Genomic DNA, 21,606 nt, shown 5'->3' with positions numbered 1-21,606 from the left:
ATAACCGAGATGTCTTTCACGAAGCGGGTTTAGAGGGACGAGCAACAATGTCGGCAGAATCACAGTCACAAGGACAGGCTCCGGGCGGCGCTCCGGGCGCGGGTGTCCCGGGGCTATCGGGCGGCGGTGGCATGGCCGCGATCACCGCGATCACCCAGCGGGAGTTGGCTTCGCTGTTCTACCAGCCGATCGCCTATGTGGTGGGCGCGATATTCCTGGCCCTGGTCGGGCATTTCTTCGTGACCGAGACGTTGGTGCCCGGTCAGGAGGCGAGCCTGCGGACGCTGTTCGAGCGGATGGCCGGGGTGTTGGTGTTCGCCCTGCCTCTGTTGACCATGCGGTCGATCGCGGACGACTTTGCCAGCGGGACGATCGAAACGCTGATGACCGCACCGGTCTCGGAGACGTCGGTGGTGGTGGGCAAGTTCTTGGGTGCCCTGGCGTTCTACGTGGCCCTCTTGGCTACAACCGTGCTCCACGTCCTCCTGCTGGCCTCGCAGAAACCGGTGGGCACGGTCATCCTGGTCGGGTACCTGGGTATGATCCTGCTGGGTGGCCTGTTCATTGCCGTGGGCATCTTCGCCAGTAGCTGCACGCGACATCAACTCCTGGCGGCGATCCTTTCAGTGAGCATCCTGGCGGTCTTCACCTTTGTGGTCGACTATCTCGTGGAATACGCCCCCTGGGTCTGGCTGCGTCAAGCGTGTGCAGGAATGAACGTCCTCTGGCACTACGCCGATTTCGGCAAGGGCATCATTGACACCAAGAGCGTCCTGTTCTTCCTGTCGGGTATTGTCTTCTTCCTGTTCCTGGCGACGAAAGTGATGGAGTCTCGACGATGGCGGTAAAGAACGACAACAGAGCCGCGAGTGCGGCCGGTCGCCGGTTCCTTTTCGGCTTCAACGTGGCCCTGACGGTCGTGCTGGCCGCGGCCATCCTGGTTGGGATCAACTGGATCGCCCACCGGCACAATAAGCGGGCGGATCTGACCGGCGGCATTTCCGGCTACCGGGTTTCCGATCGCACCAAGATGATCCTGGACAAGGCCGGGGACGACCTGCGGATCACGTCGGTGTACGCGTCGAACAGTCCGGAATCCTCGCGCAAGGATTTTCTGCCCAAGCTCCAGGACTACTGTGAGGAGGTGCGGCAGTACAAGCGGTCGGTCTCGGTGGAGCACGTCATCAGCGGCGACGATCAGGCCAACCTTCGCAAGCGCGTGGAAACCAAGTTCGGTTCCGCGGCGACCGAGTATCAGGGCGTCATCACCAGCGCCCGCGAGCTGTGGGACAAGCTTGGCGGGATCCTCCGGCCTCAGCAGGCGGAGATCAAGGGCCTGCTGGAGAAGGAGGGGGCCTGGCTGACGCAGTTCTCGCCCGTGGCCAACATCGCCGCAATCCTGAGCAAGGACGTCGAGAGCGTGGTGGAGGTCCGCAAGGAAGTGGACAAGTCGGTCCAGGGCGAGGGCATGCCCCGTTACCAGGAGGCGAACGACAAGATCAAGAGCTTCAACGACACGCTCAAGAATCATCTGGATGAGATTCAGAACTGGTCCAAGGAGATGGACAAGCTGGCCAAGCTGCTGGCCAATCCCGAGGACCCGTTTGTCAAGCTGACCCGCGAGAAGCTCGCCCAGATGAACACCCAGGCCGCCGAACTGGTCAAGCTGGTCGGCAGCCCGAAGGACACGGAAGTGCCGGCCGACCCCAAGCCGGTGCTTCAGAGCTTCGCCAAGGCCGTCGGGGCCCTGGCCCAGTACATGGGCGACGAGCGGACCCGGGTTGCCGCCTTTGTTGAGCAGAACAAGGCGATCCGCTCCCACGAGAAGTGGCAAATCCAGGTGCAGCAGGGCCTCATGGTGATGGACCTGCCGGACCTCCTGGCGATTACTGCCAACCAGGCGAGCACCAGCGTCCAGCAATTCCGCCGGCTCCTGCAGCGGGAGGATGTGGCCGTGGACCAGCTCCAGGGAGCGGTTCGCAACGCCCGGAAGATCGCCGACGACATGGCCGCGAACGTGGCCTACTGGAACCAGGCGATCACCGAGATCCTCGACCAGGGAGCCAGGATTGACCAGCCCTCCAAGGATTTCCTGGCGAAGGCCGCCGGCGGCGAACTGTTCAAGGACGCCCTGACGAGGATCAACGAGCTGGCCACCAAGATCGCGGCCCTGCCCAAGCTCGAGCTCGACGAGATCGCCAAGCGGCTGCAGCAGGAGAACATCGTCGTGGTCGAGGACAAGGACTCGGTTCGGGTCGTGACCTTCGACGAGGTCTACCCGATCGCCGACCCGATGAGCGGCATGCGCCTTCGGGACAAGGACAGTCCGCCGGAGCGGGTTTTCGACGGCGACAGCGCAATCGGGAGTGCGATCTTCTCGATGCAGACCGCCAAGAAGTCGGTGGGCGAAGTGGTCCTGGTGACCTTCGAGCAGGAGGTTCCGCCGCAGATGCGGCAGTTCCAGCGGCCGATGACCGGGCCGCTGCCCCTGGAGGCAATCCGCAAGCTTCGCGAGCGACTGGAACGGATGCAGTTCAAGGTCACCGAGTGGAACCTGGCTACCGAGGGCGCGGTCGACAAGAAGCCCGAGGGCGAGAAGGATGTGCCCCAGGTCTTCGTATTCCTCCCCCCCCCGTCGGCCCCGCCACCGTTCATGCGGCAGCAACAGAACCAGCCGACCTTCGAGCCTAAGCATGCTGAGGCGGCCCGCAAGGTGCTCGCGGCCGACGGCCGGGCCATCTTCCTGGCCATGTGGATGCCCTCCCCGGCGAGCATGTTCGGGCCGGCGCCGAAGAGCGAGTACGGATGGGGTCCGATCCTGGAGAAGGACTGGGGCATCAACGTGGACACCGAGCACCGCGTGATTCGCGGCGAGGTCGATCGTCAGAAGCCCGGTTACTACGGGATTGACATCGTCCAGTGGTGGTACATGCAGTTGAGTGACTTCAACAAGGATCAGCCGATCGGCCGCCCGCTGCGGGCCCGGCGGATGCTCATGAATGATGTCTGCCCGGTCCTGGCAGCCGACAAGCTGCCGGACGGCGTCGCCGTGACGCCCATTCTAGAGGTGCCTAAGGGAACGACCAACATCTGGGCGGAGAAGGATGTCGATCGCATCGTGGCCGCCTTGCAGAGCGGATCGAGCGAGGGCGCGTTTACCCGTGGTGATGATGCCCTCGCGCCGCCATTCTCGGTCTCCGTCGCCGCCGAGAACAGCAAGACCAAGAGCAAGATCGTGGTGCTCGGCTCGGGCCTGGCGATCAGCGATCAGTACCTCGAGCGTCGGGTCGTCCGGTTCGGTGGCAAGGGAACGCGGTTGATGACCGATCCGCCGCCTACCGAGAATGTCGAGTTGCTGGCCAATGCCCTGTACTGGCTGGTGGACCGTCCGGAGCTGATCGCCGCGGGCCCCGCCGTCGTTCCTCGCGTCGAGCAGTTGTCCGATGCGAAGAGCGCGACGGTCAAGGTTGTCAGCTTCGGGTGGGCCGCCGTCGTATTGGCCGTGGGCGGGGTGGTCATGATGGTTCGGAGAAAGTGATCAGCCATGAATATCAAGACGACAGTTTTACTCCTGGTGGTATGCCTCGCGATCGGATTGTATGTCTTCCTCGTCGAGAGACCCGGGCAGGCCCCGGCGCCGGCAGCGAAGGAAACGGTCGAGAAAAGCCTCTTTGATCCCAAGCCGGAAGGCATTGATCGCGTCGAGCTGACCCGCAAGGGTGAGCCGACGATTGCCATGGTCAAAGAGGCCGCCGGCGAGGAATGGAATCTCGAGGCGCCGATCAAGGCCCCTGCCCGCAAGTATGACGTCGAAGGGGTGATCCGGGCCGTAGCCGAAATGAAGTACGTCAAAGAGTTCGGCCCCAAGGACCCGCAACGGCCCAGCGACAAGACCTCCGGCCTCAAGGAGCCCTCGACGGTGGTCAAGCTGATCAAGGCGGGAACGCCGATCGGCGAGGTGCTGGTCGGCGAGCGGCAGCCGACCGGTGTCGGCTTCTACGTCCAAATGGCCGGCTCGGACAAGATCGTGGTGTCCAAGGACGACCCGAGCTACAGCCTGAACAAGAAACTCGACGATCTGCGCGAGAAGCGCGTCCTCAACTTCCTGATGGACAAGGTCGAGCGGGTCCAGGTCGAAGGCTTGCAGAACTTTGAGCTGGTCAAGGGCGAAGGCGGCAAGTGGATGATGGAGAAACCCTACCGCGGACGGGCCGACAAGACCGCGGTGGAGAACTTCATTCGCCCGCTGTCAAGCCTTTCTGCCGACGCCTTCAAGGATGATGCTCCGACCTCCTACAAGCTATATGGACTGGAGAAGCCCCGGCTCAAGATCACCCTCGAGACCAAACGCGAGATTCCGGCCAAGGCCAAGCCCGGCGATGCCAACACCAAGCCGGCGGATACCCAGCCGTCCATCGAGGCCAAGACCTACGTGGTCATGATCGGCGGACCCACCGACACCAAGAACGAATCGTTCTTCGCTCGCCTGGATTCGGCCCCCTGGGTGTTCTCGCTGCGCAAAACGTCCATCGACACCATGGCTCCCGAGGCCGGCAACCTGCGCGACAAGACGATCGCCGTGGTGGACAGCACCAAGGTTACCCGGATCCAGTCCGAGACTCCGGGTGGCCCATTGGACCTGACCAAGGAGTCCGAGAAGTGGTTCTTCGCGGACAAGACCGAGGCCGACTTCACGCTGGTCGCAGATCTGATCAAGACCGTTCGTGATCTCAAGGCGACCTCGTTCGTCGACCCGGCTACGACCCCGATCGATGTTGACTGGGGCAAGCCACGGGCCAGGATCACGTTGACGCTGGCCGGCGAGCCCAACCCAGTGACCATGCTGGTCGGGCCGGCCAGCACCAGCGGGCGGATGGTCTACATTCGCAACGCCGCCGAGGACGGGGTGGCCGCGGTGCCCGAGGATACCATTGCCCAACTGTTGCAGGGCGGCGTGTCCTATCGCAATCGGTCGGTACTGACGTTCGACCGCGAGCGAGCTCGCAAGATCGAGCTGGCCCGAAAGGGCGGCAAGCCCATCGAGCTGACCCGCACCGACAGCGACCGAACTTGGCGGATGCGATCACCAGTCCCTGCCGAGGCCGACGCCGACGCGGTCCGGAACCTGTTGCAGGACGTCTCCAGTCTGTCTGCCAAGAAGGTGGTGGCCGTCGGCGACAAGGCCAAGTACGGACTCGACGAGCCCGCCGTCTCCCTCGCCGTGCATGTGCATCCGCTCCCGCCCGCGACCCAGGCGACGGCGCCGGCCGCTCCGCCTGCAGTTTCCACGCCACCGGCGACCAAGCCCGTCGTGGCGGCCGAAGAGGAATCCGTGGTGCTGGCTTCGGGCGGTGCCCCGGCCGCGCCGGCCGCCGCGGCAAGCAGTCGTCCGGCCAGCAATCCGGCGACGGGCGAGGACCGCGACACGAAGGTCCTGAAGGAGCTCCTCGAGTTCCAGAAGACCAATCCCCAAGAGAACCCGTTGGCCACGAAGATGCTCCAGGAAATGCTGGCCAAGAAGAGCGGGCAGGCCGCAAGCCAGCCCCAGGCAACCACCCCGCTGTCTCGGGATCAGCGTGACGCGGAGATCTACAAGCTATTGCTCGAGTATCAGAAGACAAATCCCGACGAGAACCCCGCCGTAACCCAGTTGTTGAAGGACCTGCTCGCGGCCAAGGTCGGCAGCCAACCGGCCGCCACTCAGCCTGTCGCTGGCAAGAAGTCCGACCTGGAACAGGAAATCAAGGTCATCAAGGATCTGCTCGAGTACCAGAAGACCAATCCAAAGGAGAACAAGCTTGCCACGGAGATGCTCAAGGATCTGCTGGCCGAGAAGCTGGTGGGCGAGCCCGCGGCGGCTTCTGCCCCCGCAGTCACCCTCCCTCCGCCCACATCGGCACCGATCGTGTATCGGCTGCAGTTCGCCCAGAAGGATGGCGTGACCTACGCCTGCGTGGCCGACCACGACACCGTCTACGAGCTCGAAGCCAAGGTCTTCGAGGACGTCACCGCGGAGATGCGGGACCGCCAGATCGTCAAGTTCATGGTCGATGAAGTCACCGAGCTGGCATTCAAGACCAAGGCCGCCCAGATCACGCTCCGCAAGGATGGCGAGAACTGGAAGTACGTTGAGGATCCCGTGCTGCCGATCGACAGCAAGAAGGTCACCGACGTTCTGAACGCCTTCCGCGAGATGCGGACGCACCGGTTCGTGGAATATGCGGCCGACGATCTCGGCACGTACGGCTTGGCCGCCGACGACGTCGATCGGGTGAATTTCGCGCTCAAGAGCGGCCAGAAGACCGAGCTGCTCCTCTCGGCAAACGGCCCGGCGGCTGATGCCGACAAGAGCCGCTACGCCACGCTCGGCGGCACGAAGCAGGTCTTCCTGCTGAAGGGCGATCAGGCGGTGAAGTTCGAGCAGAAGATCCGTGATTTCGAGAAGAGCGCGAACGCCCCTGTTGGCGGCGCGACGCCGCCCGGCGCTCCTGGGATGGGAAGCCCCGGCGGCTTCGGCGGCGAGGAGTAGGCCGCGGCCGACTCCGGAAGCCTGGTCAACCGACGGCAAGTCTGCCGGCAGGGCGTGGTGCCCGAGAGGATCCGCGGGGCCACGGGTTCCGGCTGCGCCACCTCGGGAGATGGCTTCATGGCTCTCGAACCGGCTCGATGCCGCAGAACCGTTCACTACTCGGGTCATGTCCAGGGCGTGGGCTTCCGGTACACGACCGAGCGGCTGGCCCGACGCTACGAGGTCGGTGGATTCGTTCGGAATTTATCGGACGGACGAGTCGAGGTCGTCGTGGAGGGTACGCCAGCCGAGGTGGGCGCCTTCTTGGCGGACCTGGATGAGACCATGGTCGAGTACATTCGCGGCCGGCAGTTGGCCGAGAGCCCGGGGACCGGGGAGTTCCGCGGTTTCGGGATCCGCCCCTGAGCTGGGCTGCCGGACTTGCTTTGCCTCCCCGGCTTGGTAGAATGTGCAGTTCTATGGATGCCCGGGCCGCTGAGGTCGGGGTCTTCCGTCGAATCCTACTCCCCGCGTGACCGCGGAGGAACTGAAGGACGTCCCAGGCGGGATCGCGGGGACGAAGTTGACCAGCAGCATAGCGAGATGATTCATGGCGAGATGTGCTCATAGACGCAAGACGCACAAGGGATTGCAGAAGAGAGTCAAGATCACCGCCAAGGGTAAGGTCAGGCGAAAGCAGTCATTCCGCGGGCATCTGCTGAGCGGTCGTTCGGCCAAGCGGTTGCGGAAGCTTCGCCAGAGCCGAGTCATGGCCCCCGGAGATGCGAAGAAGGTCATCGAGGCTCTGGGCGTTTAGGCGGCCCGGGCGAGCAGCTGACGAGTTGACGAATGCCCGGCCCGGCCGGGGAAGGACACGAGGAGAACAATATGCCACGCGGGACCTCTGGTGCTGTCAGGGCGAGAAAGGTTCGGCGGCTTCGGACCGCCACCAAGGGCTATCGCGCCGCCCACAGCAAGCTGACACGAATCATGATCTTTGCGGTGACCCGCGCGGGGATCAACTCCTATCGCGATCGCCGCCTGAAGAAGCGGGACTTCCGCTCCCTGTGGATCACCCGCATCACCGCGGCCTGCCGCGCCCGGGGAACGAGCTACTCCAGGTTCATGGCCGGCCTGCGCAAGCTGTCTGTCGGCCTGAACCGCAAGATGCTCAGCGAACTCGCGATTACCGACGCCGCAGCCTTCGACAAGCTGGTCGCCATGACCGCGAACGCGGCCAAAGCCTGATCCTCTCGACAAGGTCAGGCGACCACGACAAATGAAGACCCCAGAAACCCGGCACACGACCCTGCCGGGTTTCTTCTTGTGTGGAACGTGCGGCGCGTCACGCCGCGTCTGGGGAACCATGCGCGCCTACCGCCTTCGGGGAGCCGTATCATCGGTGGGCACGAAAGGCCGCTCGCCGGCCGGGGCCGCTTGAACACACTCCCAGCAGAGGCCGCTGATCTGGAACCGGTGACTCAAGGCATGGAAACGGAACCGCGAGGCCAGCACCGTGCGCAGCCTGACCACGTCCTCGCTGCTGAACTCGATGATCTTGTGGCAGTGTCCGCAGACCATGTGATCGTGAGCGTTCTGGCCAAAGGTGTGCTCGTAGCGGGTCAGCTTGTCGCCGAACTGGACCTGCTTGAGGATGCCGCAGTTGACCAGCAACGGCAGGGTACGGTAGATCGTGGCCTTGGCGACCCGCCGGCCGGCTTGGCGAAGATCGACCAGGAGTTGCTCGGCTTCGAAGTGGTCCGGGTTACCCAGCACCTCGCGGAGCACGGTCTTTCGCTCGTGCGTGTACTTCAAGCCCCGGTCACGCAGGTACTCGCGAAAGAGATTCTCGGCGGTCGCGATCGTCTCGTCAGTGAGCTGCTTGGCCATGTCGTCCTCGTTACGACTTATGGGCGACCACGACGATCCCCAGTTGGTCGGCGGCCTCAACCAGCCTCTCCCGATCGATGACCAGGGTATGTCCCGCCTCAAAGACCAAAGCTCGTCCGCCGTGGCGATGTAGATTGGCGACGGTGTCCGGCCCGATGGTCGGAACATCGAAACGCGGATCCTGGTCCGGCTTGGCCACCTTGATCAGCATCCATCCGCCGTGCCGGCAGAGCTGCCCGGCCCGCTCGATCATGCGATCGGTCCCCTCGATCGCCTCGACCGCGATGACTTCCTGTTCTTTCACCGCGATCGACTGCCCGATGTCGAGCCGGCCCATCTCCTTGGCGATCGTCCAACCGAACGCGATGTCCTTGTCCTGGGCGGGTGATGGCTGCCGCCTGGTCAGGACGCCCGGGGGCGGAAGGTGTTCGCGGCAGTATTGGACGGAATCGACCAAGGTCACACCCCTTCGCTGCATGCACTCCGCCGTGGCCCGAAGGATCGTGTCGTTTCGCCGGTCGGCCACCTCGAAGAACCACAGCTTGAAGCTGGTCCAATCCGGGAGAAACCGGATCAGCCGGAACCGCCCGTACATCTCCGACTTGCGAACCGAGCCCGCCATGATCGCTTCACGCACGCCGCAACGGCGGAACACCCGGATCCACCGGCCCAGTCGCACCACGCCCGACCAGTATAAGCGATCCACGGTCTGGGCCAATTGCGGATCCGCCAGACCTCGAAGACCGACGGCGATCACCGGGCGGCCCTTCCGCCGGGCACCCTCGGCCACCAGGAACGGGAAGCGGCCGGCCCCGGCAATGAGTCCGAGCGGGTTGGCGCTGGTCTGGTTCATGGCGAGTCTCAGGAGGGCGGCTCAACGTCGTTCTGGATCTGTGCGCGAAGACGGTCGACGTCCTGCCGAAGACGGCGAATCTCATTCTTGATTTCCGGCAGCCGCTGAACGATGGCTATCTGCCGGCGGCAGTCCTTGATGGGCACTGCCGGCTGGCCCAGCACGGTAACACCCGGCTCCACCGAGTTGGTTACCCCCGCCTTGGCACCGACCGTGGCGTGATCGCCAATCGTGATGTGCCCGACGATGCCTGCCTGGCCGGCCATGGTCACATGACGCCCGACCTGAACCGAGCCAGCCACGCCCACTTGGGCTACGAACATGCAGTCCTCGCCGATCCGCGTGCCGTGTCCGATCGCGACCAGATTGCTGAACTTGGTCCCGCTGCCAATGGCCGTATTGCCCAGCGTGGCCCGGTCGATGGTGCAGTTCGCCCCGATCTCCACGTCATCTCCGATGATGACACTGCCGATCTGCGGTATCTTGACCCACTTCTCGCCAACGGGTGCGTAGCCCAGCCCGTCTTCGCCGATCACCGAGCCGGCGTGAATGGTCACTCGGTCGCCCAGCACGCAGCCGTCGTAGATGACAACGTTGGGGTACAGGATCACATCGCGCCCAATCCGACATCCTTGGGCGATGTAAACTCCCGGGTAGACGGTTGCGTTGTCCCCGAGGATGACGTTCTCGGCGATGTAGACGCCAGGGCCGATGTTCGCCTCGGCCCCAACCCGGGCAGTCCTGGCAATCGCGGCTCGGTCGGAGAGACCCCACTGCGGATGCCGCCGATAACCGTGTAGACGCACAATGGCGGCCGTCACCGCCGCGTACGGGTCAGGCGTGCGAACCAGGGTCATCTTCTGCTGGGCTGCAACGTCGGGTTTGACAAAGACCGCCGCCGCCCGGGTGGTGGCCAGCTGCCCCTCGTATTTTGGGTTCGACAGGAAGCTGACCTGGCCTTCCCCCGCCTCCTCAAGCGTGGCTACGGCGCGGATGCAGACCGACGCATCGCCGTCCACCGTGCAGGGGATGCCCTGGGAAGTGATGAAGGCCGTCAGTTCCGCGAGCGTCAATGTCATCAAGACCGATGCCTGTTAAAGGACCCCCTCCTGCCTACGAGGGGGTATAATAGGGCCGCTGGCGTGGCAGTGTCAATGAAACCCCTGTGAGCGGTAAATCATGCTCAATGCGGAACTTGTCAAGCGATTCGAGCAGATAGCGGATCTCCTAGAGATCAAAGGGGAGGATCGCTTTCGGATCAACTCCTACCGCCGGGCGGCCAGGGCCATCGACGACCTAACCGAGGACATCGCGGCACTGGCCGAGCGAGATGACTTGGAGACCGTTCCAGGGATTGGCAAGAGCACCGCCGAACGCATTCGCCAGTTCCTGGCCGAGGGGCGGATCACGCTCCACGAAGAGCTGATGGCCTCGTTGCCCGCCGGGCTTCTGAAAGTGATGAGTATCCCCGGCCTCGGTCCCAAGAAGGTCGGGGCCCTTTACCACGAGTTGGGCGTTGGGAGTATCGAGGACCTGCAGGCGGCCATCGCCGCGGGCAAAGTCGAGCAGTTGTCCGGCTTCGGGACCAAGAGCATCGCCAAGATTCAGGAGGGCATCGAGTTCCTGGCCCGCTCGGCCGGGCGAACACCGCTGGGCGTCGGGTATGCGATCGCCGAATCGCTTCGGAGTCGGGTCGCCGCCTTGCCAGGCGTGAAAAGGGTCATACCGGCCGGCTCGCTGAGGCGAGGCAAGGAGACCCTGGGCGATATCGACCTGCTCTGCGAGGCGGCCGACCTCCAAGCGGTCATCGACGCGTTCACCAAGCTGCCGGAGGTGAGCGGCGTGCGCGCCTCAGGCGATACCAAGGCGTCGATCCTCGTAGCCAGTTCGGAAGGAGGAGAGATTCAGGTCGATCTGCGGGTTCTGCCGACCGAGTCCTTCGGCGCCGCCCTGCAGTACTTCACCGGCTCGAAGGAGCACAACGTCCGGCTTCGCGAGATCGCCATCAAGAAGGGCTTCAAGCTCAACGAGTATGGCCTGTTCAAGGGCGAGAAGCTGATCGCAGGCAAGGAGGAGGCGGAGATCTATGCCAAGCTCGGTCTGCCGTTCATTCCGCCCGAGCTTCGCGAAGATCGCGGCGAGCTTGACGCCGAGCTGCCCAAGCTGATCGAGCTGGCCGACATCCGCGGCGACCTGCACATGCACACCACCGCCAGCGACGGCCGGTGCAGCGTCGAGGAGATGGCCAAGGCGGCCAAGGAGCGCGGCTACAGCTACATTGCCGTCACCGAGCACTCGCGAAGCTCGGCCATCGCCGGCGGCCTGTCGATCGAGGATCTCAGGCGGCACATCAAGCGGATCCGTGCGGCCGACGGCAAGGTGGAAGGAATCACCGTTCTAGCGGGTATCGAGTGTGATATCCTCTCCGACGGCACACTGGACTACCCCGACGAGCTGCTTATCCAACTCGATTGGGTGATCGCCAGCATTCACGCTGCCCAGGGCCAGGATCGGGCCAGGGTCACCGCCCGCACCATCGCGGCCATGGAAAACCCCCACGTGAATGTGATCGGTCATCCCTCCGGCCGGCTGCTCGGTCGCCGCGATGCGATGGATCTGGAATGGGATGCAGTGTTCAAGGCCGCGGCCAAGACCGGCACGGCCCTGGAAGTCAGTGCCTCCTGGCAACGTTTGGATCTCAAGGATGTCCACATCCGTCAGGCGATCAAAGCCGGCTGCCGTGTGTGCATCGACACCGATGCCCACGATACCGATCAGCTCGACCAGCTCATGCTCGGCATTGTGACCGCCCGCCGAGGTTGGGCCACGGCCGAGGATGTGGTCAACACCTGGCCGCTGGCCAAGCTCAAGAAGTGGATTGCAGCCAAGCGTCAGTGACCGCGTCACCCCTCCGCCACCGCGGCTCTGCCCGGCAACAGAGAGGGACGACGACGCGCATGCTAAAGATCCTGCTCATGGCCGGTGACGCGGGCCATCTTGTGCGCCTGGGTTCACCGCCCTGGCCGCTCGTCATGTTCGGTGTCGTGGCCACCGCACTGGGCCTCTTCCTCTGGCACCGGCGGGAGAGTCGCGTCGGGACGGCAGGGCGCATTCCAGAAAAGAGAGAAGGGCCAGCTCCTTCCTGAAGCCGACACACCTCATTTTTGCTATCGAAAACGCGTTTTCCCAGATGATGCCCACCGGCGACATGTCGCAAAACAATGGGCATTTGTGATTGATGTTCCCTCCTCGCCGCTTTAAGATGGGGATGCTGGATCAGCGGATCAGCGTTCAATCTAGGGAGAGGGAATTCGTAGCAGGAGGGTGAAAGTGCGGTCCTCGGGCTTGGCCAGGTACTTGACAGCCGCGCGTTGGCCGGGTCTCCATGCCGCCCCGAACGATCGTCAGACCGCGATCATTCGCCCCTCCGGCGGCGTACCGGCCGCAAAACCTCAGGAAGCATGCAGGTGGGCTTGGCCTGCGCGGGACATCCTGCGTCTGAACGGGTCCCCTCCGCTAATTTTGCAGGAGAGTATCGGCTCGAGAAAGCATGATAGGGCCTTGAACCGGCTCTCCAGCGTATCGGTCTCGCCCTGCGAGAGGGCGAGTCGCGGTTCTTCTATCTGTTGAGCTCGGAGGAGTTCGGAGTCTCAAACTACTTGTTGAGGAGAAATGCAATGACTCGAAAGGAAAGCACGAATTCCCTGTTTGGCATCTTGGCAACCAGGCCGTCCGCCGCAGTCGCGGTGTTGGCCGTGCTTGCAGTGGTCATCTCACCGGCCTTGGCGGCGGTGATGATAACGCCGAATGCCTACGGGCCGTTCGACCCATCCACCACGGACGACGAAGTGTACTATGCGGCCGACGTCAGCAACAACGACCTTCTGCAACAGCCCGGTGTCATAGCCACGCACGGCCCATATATGCTAATAGACGGTTTCGGGATGCGTCCTGAGGGACTGAATGACGGCAACGCCGGCGGAGACTTCGACTTGGTCAGTTACTCTGCTCTCGACGGCACGGCGTGGCTCTGGAAGGACGGTCTCTCCTGGAGCGAGTTCGCTCTTGGCGAGGGCACGGGCCAGGGATACGACATCACCGAAATCCAGTCGATCGCCGCCTGGCAGGGTGCAGGGTTTTCCAACCAGAAGTACAACGTCCTGGTGAAGTACCTGGGCGAATCTGACTTCACCCAACTGGCAACGGTCGACTATCAGCCGTTTTCCGAGGCACAGACTGAAGGTGGTTCCACGAAGGTGAACGTGACCGATACCACCGGCGTCCTTGCCAGCGGCGTCGTGGCCATCAAGTTCGCCTTCCTGGAAACCACCGGCAACACCTGGGGGGCCGGCTCGGTGATACGTGAGGTCGATGTCTTCGGAACTCCGACTCCCGAGCCGACCACCATGGCGCTGCTGGGACTGGCGAGCCTGGTCGTCCTTCGTCGCCGGAGATGAGCGTCGTATTGCAGGCTGATCCAGGCGTGAGTCAGACACGCATTTGCGGAACTCACTCCCGGCAATGCAAGGAGTCCTTCTTGTGATGTGTTTTAGAAACATCTTCGCCTTTGGCGCGATCGTGGCGCTGTCCCTCGCCACGCCCGCCTCCGCCGCGGATCCGATCCGCATCATGCCGCTGGGCGATTCGATTACCGCGGGTTACACAGACAACCCCTCGTGGGCCAACCACCCGTTCGAGTTTGGTTATCGCAGCGGCCTGTACACGCGGCTGACGAACGCCGGCTACAACTTCAAGTTCGTCGGCGGTTCGGCGGAGCCGTGGAACAAGGCATTCGGTGACCCAACGCACGGCGGGACCTACAAGCCGTCGCTGGATCTCCGGGACTTGGGCCAGGACGGCCACCGCGGGTATGGCGGCGCCTCGGCCGGCACGTTGCAGGGCGGCATCGTCAATTGGCTGGCAGCCGACGATCCGGACATCGTCCTGCTCATGATCGGCACGAACGGCCAGGACACCACCGGGCTGAACACGCTGGTCAACACCATCGTGACCAACAAGCCCGATGCTCAACTGATCGTCGCCCAGATCATCCCCATGTACACGTACAATTCCTCGGTCATCAGCTACAACAACTACATCCGCAACACGCTGGTGCCGAGCTACCAGTCGCTGGGCAAGAACGTCACGATGGTCGATCAGTATGTCAATTTCCTGACCAACCCGGACTACCTGGGTACGATCGATCAGTCGCTGTTTTCCAACGGCATCAATCACCCCAACGAGGCCGGCTACGATCTGATGGCCCAGACGTGGTTCAATGGCATACAAACGGTGGTCCCGGAGCCGGCCTCGCTGGCGCTGCTGGGCCTGGGCGGCCTGGCGCTGCTGTGCCGTCGCCGCGGCCATCAAGCCCTGACCCCGTCAACGCTGCGCCCCCAAAACGCCCGTGGAAACACGGGCGTTTCTTCTACCTTCTGGGGTTTCAGCCCTAGCAGTCACGTGCTGGACAACCCGCGGCCCCCGATGCGGGGCGAGGCGGATGACCGGGCGCACACGGATCACTGCGGCGCGGGCAGGAGGAAGCGTCGGGTTATCGGCAGACGCAGGCTCGTTCGCATGACCGAGGGGTTAGACTGATTCACTTCATTTCGGAGGAACGATCGAATGCACTACCACAAACACCGCATGGGAGTGGCCCTGTTGGCGAGCGCGGCAATCGGGCTGGCGGCGTCGGCCGCGACGGCTCAGGATCTCGCCGCTTATCGGGCTTTGGTGACGGGCGAGCCGTCGCTCATCAGCTACTACACCTTCGATGCGGATTCGACGGTGGATGACGCGCCGGTGAATCCGCACGACGGCACGGCCCCCGGCAGCGGGGGGCATTTTGCCACCGGCGTGCACAACGAGGGGCGGGCGCTGCTCCTGGACGGGAGCAACTGGGTGACCTGCGGGCCGGTCGAGGACTTCGACTTCACCAGCGGCCAGGGCACCATCGAAGCGTGGGTCAAGATCGACCTGGGCACCTTCCCACCCTATTGGACTTATCCGACACTATTCGCCGTACGGACGAACGCTCCGTATGTCGTGGTCTACAACTTCCACCACTACGCCGAGTACAACATTCTGGCGCCTTCGCTGGTTTCCGGCTATCGGGAGGTGGGCGGATTCGACGTTGCGCAGGGCTGGACGCACCTGGCGATCGTGTTCAACGCGGGTCATGTGCTCGTGTATACGGGCGGCAATCTATTGGCCGACCTGCCGGACCTCCCCCTGCCGACGACGCCCAGCGGGCTGCCCTTCCAGATCGGCTCGACCGGTGCTGAGGGCGCGAATCTGTGGCAGGGCCAGATGGACGAAGTCGCTATGTACAGCACGGCCCTGGATGCCGCGACGATTCAGGCGCACGCGGGTTCCTTCGCTCCGCTGCCTTCGCTGTCCCCCACGAATCGGTTGTTCGTGCTGCCTGGAGACGCCGGTCCGCAGGACGTCGTGATCAGCGACTTGACGCCGGGCGCGGGCGGACAGCCCGTCAGAATCGACTACGACACGAACGTGCTGGCGGTGATGTTGGCCGACGATACGCCGGTGACGGCCGGCAGCACGATCACCGTGAACCAGCCGGATACCACGCTGACCCTCAAGGTGTCGGCGGTGGGCATGGGCGATACCGAGGGCGACTTCGTGGCGACGATCGACTATGCCGATCCCCGCCCCGATCTGCCCTTGCCGGCGACATTCAGGGTCGCGGGTGTGCCCAGCCCGGAGTTGGCGGCCTACAAGGCGGCCGCGCTGGCCGATCCTGCGCTGATCAGTTACTACAGTTTCGATGGGGCGAATGGCGCCGACAACGACCCGAACGCGCCGGTACATGACGCCACTGTGCTGGGCACCGGCACGGCTTTTTTGCCGCGCACGACGACCGGCGGCGCGGCGCTGAACGTCAGCAGCACCACCTGGATGAATTGCGGTCAGACGGAGGACTTCGCATTTACCGACGGCACCGGCACCATTGAAGCCTGGGTACGGCTGCCTGCGGTCGGCTATCCGCAGGGCACCTGGGCGACACTGTTCAACGTGCGCGATGACAGCGACGGTGCTACCGGGTTCTCGTGGGTCATGCACTGGCCGTACGCGTACGAAGTGTACTTTGGGTCGCCGGTCAGCGCCGGCTACCTGTCCGCGATCTACTTGCTGGATGATGCCTGGCATCACGTGGCGTTTGTGTTCGACGCCGGCACCTCCAGCGACGCCGGCGACGATACGGTGACCATGTACGTGGACGGCAAGCTGGCCCGGATCGGGCCGCTCAGCTTGCCGAGCGTATACAACAACGCGCCGTTGCTGGTCGGCTCGACGGCTTCGGCTTCCAGCGCCAACTACTGGCTGGGGCAGGTGGATGAACTGGCTGTCTACAGCAGTGCGTTGACGCCGGCGCAGATCGCCGCCCACTACGCGACCATGACCATGAACGTCACGCCGGTCAGGCACGAGTTCACCTGGCCGACGGCGACCGGTCCCCTGGCGGTGACGGTGGCGCTGCCCAACGGCGAACTGGCCCCGACCGGCGGCAAGGAGGTCACGCTGACGTTCGACTCTTCGTTGGCAGTCACGTTAGGCGGCAACCCGGTCACGTCGGGTACGCCGATCACCATTCTCGCCGGCGCAAACAGCGCGAGCCTGTCCGTCACGGCGGCCCGCGCGGGCGGCGGCACGCTGACGGCGGTGGCCGACGGCCTGCTGGCCGGCACGGCGTATTATCCGGTGCGTCTGTTGGATGGCACCGCGACCGTCTACGTGAACGACCATTTCAGCGACAATCCTCTGAGCGATCCCAACGATTATCTGAACGCGCTGCTGCGCAATGACGTCGGCCCCGGTTCGGGCTGGAACCTCGCGGGCGATTTCGTACAGATGCGCGAAGCCGGCCACGCCTGGACGACGCAAGGCACGATGGATTTTACCTGGGACCGCAACGAGTTGGTGGGCAGACTCACCGACGACTTCCCGGTGATGACGCCGGACGGCGTGGGCGTGGCCCTGGTGGTCTCCGACGCGCACGTCATCGTCGACAATCTGACGGCGGTCAATCGGCCGGGCGGGCAGTTTGCGGACTGCTCACAGGAACTGGGCCTGTTCTCGGCCAGTCGCGCCGGCCGTGACGCCGAGGCCAGCACCTACTTCGCCAGCAGCACGGGCGGTCTGGTGGTGAGCTTCTACTACGATCAGAACGGCGGTTCCGATCCCGACACGCTGGTCGTGACCGGCAGCATCATGGCCATGAACAAGACGAAAACCACCTACGCCTTCGGCGACGATACCGGCATCAAGGTCATCGGCACGTTCGCGTTGCCCGTGCCGGTAAACCTCTCGTCGTCCATTCCGTTGATCGCGACGCTGAAGGTCAAACAGAGCGGCTGGGAAGTGGCCGTCTTCTGCGGGACGGCGATGGCGGCGTTTACGCCCACATGGGACTTGCCGGGGCTGACGACGGCCATGCCGGGTACGCTGTCCGGCGGCTGGGACGCCAACTCGCTGGGTAATGCGGCCATCACCGACGAATTCGACGGCGGCGCGTTTGTCAACCTGTTCTACCAGGACATGGGCGATGGCCACGCGCAGGTGTCGATGGATCAGGTCAAGGTGTGCACCGGTTGCCAGTTACCGCGGCCGTGCGGGGCCATTTTCGCCGACGCGGACGGCGACGACGACGTGGACCAGGTGGACTTCGGCGCGTTTCAGGCTTGCTACGGGGTGCTAGAGTTCCTGTCCGGCCAGTGCGTGTGCTTCGATCGCGATCAAAACCAGCAGATCAACGCCACGGACTTGCAAGAGTTCGTGAATTGCTTCACCGGCCCGGCCGTGCACGTCGTGCCGGCGACTTGCAGCCCCTAAGCCGCAACGGCTCAGTTGCACAGTGAAGCACCCTCCAGTGGGCCGCAGGCGGACTCCGGACCGCCTGCGGCCCGGATAAGGGGGGGCCGGATAAGGGGTCGTAGGCCATTCTCTAAATAGTGGGAGTCGCAAGAATAGGGGGGCGGTGCCGGCGCCTCGTCCGGCCTGGCACTGATGGAGAATCAGAACCCCGACGGCAAGACAACGAATAGGATAGGTAGGATGGGCAGGATCTGGTGAGGAATCCTGTTCATCCTATCCCTCCAGTCAAACGGTCCACCGCGCGTTCTTCTTTGCTTTCTTCTGTTCACCTCGCCCAGCGCTCGCGTTCGGTTCTGCGGTATCTGAACACGGCCACCGACTTCATCAAGCTGGGCCGCCTTCGACACCGACTCATGCCTGCGGTTGAGCACGCTTGACGGCCGCCTGCGTCAGCCGGAAGATCCCTGCCCATGGGCGTGGAAGATGCATCCGAGGGTAGCGGTATCAGCAATCACAGTCGCCGGTTGCTGGTGAGCAGTCTGTTGCTTGGCTTGCCGATCGTGATTCTTGCCGGCGCGTGGCGGCTGGGTGGGGTATCCGCGATTGAAGACGACGTCCTCTTCTACCTTCCTACCAGACAGTACATTGGCGAGCAGATCCGGGCGGGTGAGTGGCCGCTATGGAATCCCTGGGTGGCCATGGGGACATCGATCGCCGCCGATCCACAGGCCGGCCTTTGGTATCCGCCGACTTGGCTGTTTGCGCTGTTGCCACCTCTCATCGCGTACCCTGCAACGTTGGTGCTGCACTTCGGTCTCGCCGGCGGCTGCATGTATCGCTTCCTCCGGGCGTGCCGGCATGACTGGCGAGCTGCTCTGCTGGCGGCGATCGCCGTCGAGTTCTCCGGCTTCAGGGTCGCGCATCGCGCCCATCTGACCATTCACCACGCGGCGGCCCGACTGCGTTTCGCGGTTCGCCCGCTCCGTGTTGCTTCGCTCTCTTCGCGGCCTTCGGTTCACTGGTCGCCGTCGTTTCCTCCGCGTCATGGCGTCTTGGCGGTTCGCTTCACATCCTCTGGCTGATAGCTGAAAGCTGACCGCCGAGAGCTAACGACGCTCATTCCTCACCCCTTCTTACTTCCAACTAACCACTAAACACTGACCGTGACTGATAGGGCTTAGAATAGGTCAAGGTAGACCTATAGGTATACGAAAGTACTGTAGTGACAAAGGCTTAAAGAGAGAAGGGCCAGCTCCTTCCTGAAGCCGGCCCTTTTGGATCAGAGAGATTCGCCAGAGACACTAGATCATTCGGGGGCAGCGACCGGAAGTCAAGAAACAACCGTCGGAAGCCCGGAACACCGGCAATCGCGTCTTCAGTAAGCCACAGAACGACTGTCGATCGCGAGTTTATGGGGCCTTGTCGGCGGAATCGCCGGGGTGTGACTCGCTCGCGCCGGTGGTCGTCGCCTCGTCGCCCTCGATCAGGTCGACACGGACCGACGTGTTCAGCTTCTGGGTCAGCGTTCCCAGCCCGGAAGCGCCGGTGATAGCCGTAGCCGGGCCCTGCTTGATCCGGGCCTCGATGGTCATCTTCTGCGTCTGGCGCAGTTGGACGAGCACGCCGGACTGATAGTCCCAATAGGCGATTCCCTCGCCCCCGCTGGTGGTCATGGTGTAGTCCATCTGCTCCATGAGGCTGCCCAGCAGGCCGGCGTTCCTGGGTTTCTTCGCCTTCTCGTTGTCGGTCACTTCCGGCTCAGTGGCTAGGCGGAGCGTTTCCTTGAGACGGATCTTGGCGCATGGGCGTCCGCGGAACGTCTCGACGCCCAACAGCTCGTACTCGCCATTCGCCTCGCACTTGGCATTGAGCGTGGGCATGTCCATGATCCATCGGTTCTGCCAGGTTTCCCCGACCTGGACCGGGCCCGGTTTCTCCGGGACCATCCGGTAATAGGACTGCATCTGGCGCCCAACGCTCTCATCGTCGAACATCGAGGCGACCTGCTCGAGGATCTGCGAAACGAAGAACCGGCCCTTCTCTTTCTCGAAGTCCTTTCTGACTTCATCGATGGCTTTCTGGATGATGTCGTGAAGACCGGACACCTTGGTGGGCTTTCCCTCCGGACTGGACTCCATGGTAAACTTCTTGCCGGCCAGGGTGGAGAAGAACCGCCCCAGGTAGCGCAGGTCCCTGTCGTGCTCCTTGGCCGGATCAAACGTTTTGGAGTTGAACTCCATGCGCCGCCCGTTGCCGGTGATACTCATGCTGACGTTGACCAACGTGACCTCGACTTCCGTCGAGCCGTCCAAGTTGACCTTCTTGGTCTCGCTCTTGAGTTCGTTGGTGGTCGATTGACCGGTCTTGATCTCGCTGGGGCCCATCCGGGCGGAACCCACCGTTTGCAGAACGATTCGCTGGCGGACGACTTCACCCGGCCTGGATTGATAGCGGAACACCACCCTCTGGGCCGAATCCCCGGCCAGCGCGACCACCGTCGAGACGAAGGCGATGATCCCGAAACCGGCAAGTCCCCACGGCTTACTCATGATGCTCTCCTTGGTTGGCGGACTTCCTGTTCGCGGCCTCCAGTAGAACGTGGTCGATGCGCTCCTGGTATCGGCGGATGAAATCCGCCTGGGCTTCGTTCAACTGGATGGGCTTCCCGTTGGCGGTGAAGCGTGGCCCACCGTCCGTCCGGTCCTGCGACCCGCGGAGGACAACCTGCCCGCCGCCGGCGGTCCTGAGCGTGCATTCATACTGCCGCCGCTGGGTGCTGGACTGCTGGATCGGCAGCTGTTCGCCGGGACCTTGCCGGCCCGAGAGATATCGCCGCAACTCGGCCCACCGTCTCTCGACCCTCTCGATCGCTCCGGTCATCTGATCATTCAAGTCGTCGAGGTCCACCAGATGGTCAGCCTGCCAGTCGGTCTTGGGGATGGGTGAATCGAGTTGGGCAGCCATCCGAAACGCGCTGGCCGCTTCGATGAGCAGGGCCTGAGCCCGCTTCTGAAGTGCCCGACCTAATTGCCACGCGGCCACGAAACGCTTCTCGCTCCGGCCTGTCGCTGCAAACCGCAGCCGGTCGAGTAGCGAGTCACCCACGTTGCCGGCCAACTCCAGTTCGATGAGCCGATCGTCCACTGCGCCGGCCAGGTCGGAGTGTGCGGCCTGCGCGGCCTCATAGGCTGCTTTGGCATCTTCCCGGCGATCCAGAACGGCCAGACAGTCGCCGATCGAGAGAGCTACGTAGCCGTCCTCGTCCAGGTCCGGGTTTGTTTCCAGGAGCTTCTTGAAAACGGCCAAAGCTTCTTTCACTTTCCCTTCGTTGAACAGGTCCGTTGCTTTCATCGACTGCTCGATGAATTGCATGGAACGCTCAACCGGATCGGTTGTGCTCTGCCCGTGTACGGACACGATGAATGACAACAGACATGCCGTCGATGCGACGACAGGCATCGTCCATCGCCGGACCGCACCGACGCGGCCAACGGCGAGGAACGCACCTGACCCGGCGAGC

The 21,606-nt window shown here is 63.4% G+C and carries 16 protein-coding genes; 11 read left to right on the top strand and 5 right to left on the bottom strand.

Annotated features, from left to right (window positions below):
- Nucleotides 1-47 precede the first annotated feature (47 nt).
- From KA354_02590 to rplT, 6 genes are all read left to right on the top strand, one after another.
- The gene (locus tag KA354_02590; GenBank protein MBP7933514.1) at nucleotides 48-848 is read left to right on the top strand and encodes an ABC transporter permease subunit; all 801 of its coding nucleotides are present in this window, start codon (nucleotides 48-50) and stop codon (nucleotides 846-848) included.
- Nucleotides 839-3,538, top strand: coding sequence for a hypothetical protein (locus KA354_02585; GenBank protein MBP7933513.1), 2,700 nt, complete (start codon nucleotides 839-841; stop codon nucleotides 3,536-3,538). Before KA354_02590 ends, KA354_02585 begins: the two co-directional genes overlap by 10 nt.
- 6 nt (nucleotides 3,539-3,544) lie before the next feature.
- Nucleotides 3,545-6,529 carry a DUF4340 domain-containing protein gene (locus KA354_02580; GenBank protein ID MBP7933512.1) on the top strand — a complete coding sequence of 995 codons (2,985 nt, stop codon included), beginning with the start codon at nucleotides 3,545-3,547 and terminating at the stop codon, nucleotides 6,527-6,529.
- A gap of 117 nt (nucleotides 6,530-6,646) precedes the next feature.
- Nucleotides 6,647-6,934: an acylphosphatase gene (locus tag KA354_02575; GenBank protein MBP7933511.1), complete on the top strand. Its 288-nt coding sequence runs from the start codon at nucleotides 6,647-6,649 to the stop codon at nucleotides 6,932-6,934.
- 184 nt (nucleotides 6,935-7,118) lie between these two features.
- Nucleotides 7,119-7,325 (top strand): 50S ribosomal protein L35, encoded by a 207-nt coding sequence (gene rpmI, locus KA354_02570; GenBank protein MBP7933510.1) that lies wholly within the window; start codon nucleotides 7,119-7,121, stop codon nucleotides 7,323-7,325.
- Nucleotides 7,326-7,396: 71 nt separating this feature from the next.
- Nucleotides 7,397-7,756: a 50S ribosomal protein L20 gene (rplT, locus tag KA354_02565; protein MBP7933509.1), complete on the top strand. Its 360-nt coding sequence runs from the start codon at nucleotides 7,397-7,399 to the stop codon at nucleotides 7,754-7,756.
- 126 nt (nucleotides 7,757-7,882) lie between these two features.
- Here the strand turns inward: rplT and KA354_02560 are convergent, their stop codons facing one another.
- From KA354_02560 to lpxD, 3 genes are read right to left on the bottom strand one after another with little or no spacing between them, the layout of a single operon-like run.
- Nucleotides 7,883-8,398, bottom strand: a complete 516-nt coding sequence (locus KA354_02560; GenBank protein ID MBP7933508.1) for a transcriptional repressor — start codon at nucleotides 8,396-8,398, stop codon at nucleotides 7,883-7,885.
- Between the two features lie 10 nt (nucleotides 8,399-8,408).
- Nucleotides 8,409-9,251 carry a UDP-2,3-diacylglucosamine diphosphatase LpxI gene (gene lpxI / locus KA354_02555; protein MBP7933507.1) on the bottom strand — a complete coding sequence of 281 codons (843 nt, stop codon included), beginning with the start codon at nucleotides 9,249-9,251 and terminating at the stop codon, nucleotides 8,409-8,411.
- An 8-nt stretch (nucleotides 9,252-9,259) separates the two neighbouring features.
- Nucleotides 9,260-10,330 (bottom strand): UDP-3-O-(3-hydroxymyristoyl)glucosamine N-acyltransferase, encoded by a 1,071-nt coding sequence (gene lpxD / locus KA354_02550; protein ID MBP7933506.1) that lies wholly within the window; start codon nucleotides 10,328-10,330, stop codon nucleotides 9,260-9,262.
- 100 nt (nucleotides 10,331-10,430) lie between these two features.
- Between lpxD and polX the strand changes: the two genes are divergently transcribed.
- From polX to KA354_02525, 5 genes are all read left to right on the top strand, one after another.
- Entirely contained in the window at nucleotides 10,431-12,149 is a 1,719-nt protein-coding gene (gene polX / locus KA354_02545) for a DNA polymerase/3'-5' exonuclease PolX (protein MBP7933505.1), read from the top strand.
- Nucleotides 12,150-12,928: 779 nt separating this feature from the next.
- On the top strand, nucleotides 12,929-13,708 hold the full coding sequence (locus KA354_02540) for a PEP-CTERM sorting domain-containing protein (GenBank protein MBP7933504.1): 780 nt from the start codon (nucleotides 12,929-12,931) through the stop codon (nucleotides 13,706-13,708).
- 82 nt (nucleotides 13,709-13,790) lie between these two features.
- Nucleotides 13,791-14,849, top strand: coding sequence for a PEP-CTERM sorting domain-containing protein (locus tag KA354_02535; GenBank protein MBP7933503.1), 1,059 nt, complete (start codon nucleotides 13,791-13,793; stop codon nucleotides 14,847-14,849).
- A 27-nt stretch (nucleotides 14,850-14,876) separates the two neighbouring features.
- A complete protein-coding gene (locus KA354_02530) occupies nucleotides 14,877-18,104 on the top strand; it encodes a LamG domain-containing protein (GenBank protein MBP7933502.1) in 3,228 nt (1,075 codons plus the stop codon).
- 452 nt (nucleotides 18,105-18,556) lie between these two features.
- The gene (locus tag KA354_02525) at nucleotides 18,557-19,168 is read left to right on the top strand and encodes a hypothetical protein (protein ID MBP7933501.1); all 612 of its coding nucleotides are present in this window, start codon (nucleotides 18,557-18,559) and stop codon (nucleotides 19,166-19,168) included.
- Between the two features lie 327 nt (nucleotides 19,169-19,495).
- On the opposite strand, the gene KA354_02520 is transcribed toward KA354_02525, so the two are convergent.
- Both KA354_02520 and KA354_02515 read right to left on the bottom strand, forming a co-directional pair.
- On the bottom strand, nucleotides 19,496-20,635 hold the full coding sequence (locus tag KA354_02520; GenBank protein ID MBP7933500.1) for a hypothetical protein: 1,140 nt from the start codon (nucleotides 20,633-20,635) through the stop codon (nucleotides 19,496-19,498).
- Nucleotides 20,628-21,437: a hypothetical protein gene (locus KA354_02515; GenBank protein ID MBP7933499.1), complete on the bottom strand. Its 810-nt coding sequence runs from the start codon at nucleotides 21,435-21,437 to the stop codon at nucleotides 20,628-20,630. Before KA354_02515 ends, KA354_02520 begins: the two co-directional genes overlap by 8 nt.
- Between the last annotated feature and the right edge of the window lie 169 nt (nucleotides 21,438-21,606).

The sequence above is a fragment of the Phycisphaerae bacterium genome, assembly GCA_018003015.1.
Taxonomy (GTDB): domain Bacteria; phylum Planctomycetota; class Phycisphaerae; order UBA1845; family PWPN01; genus JAGNEZ01.
This window is presented reverse-complemented; position numbering and strand designations above follow the sequence as displayed.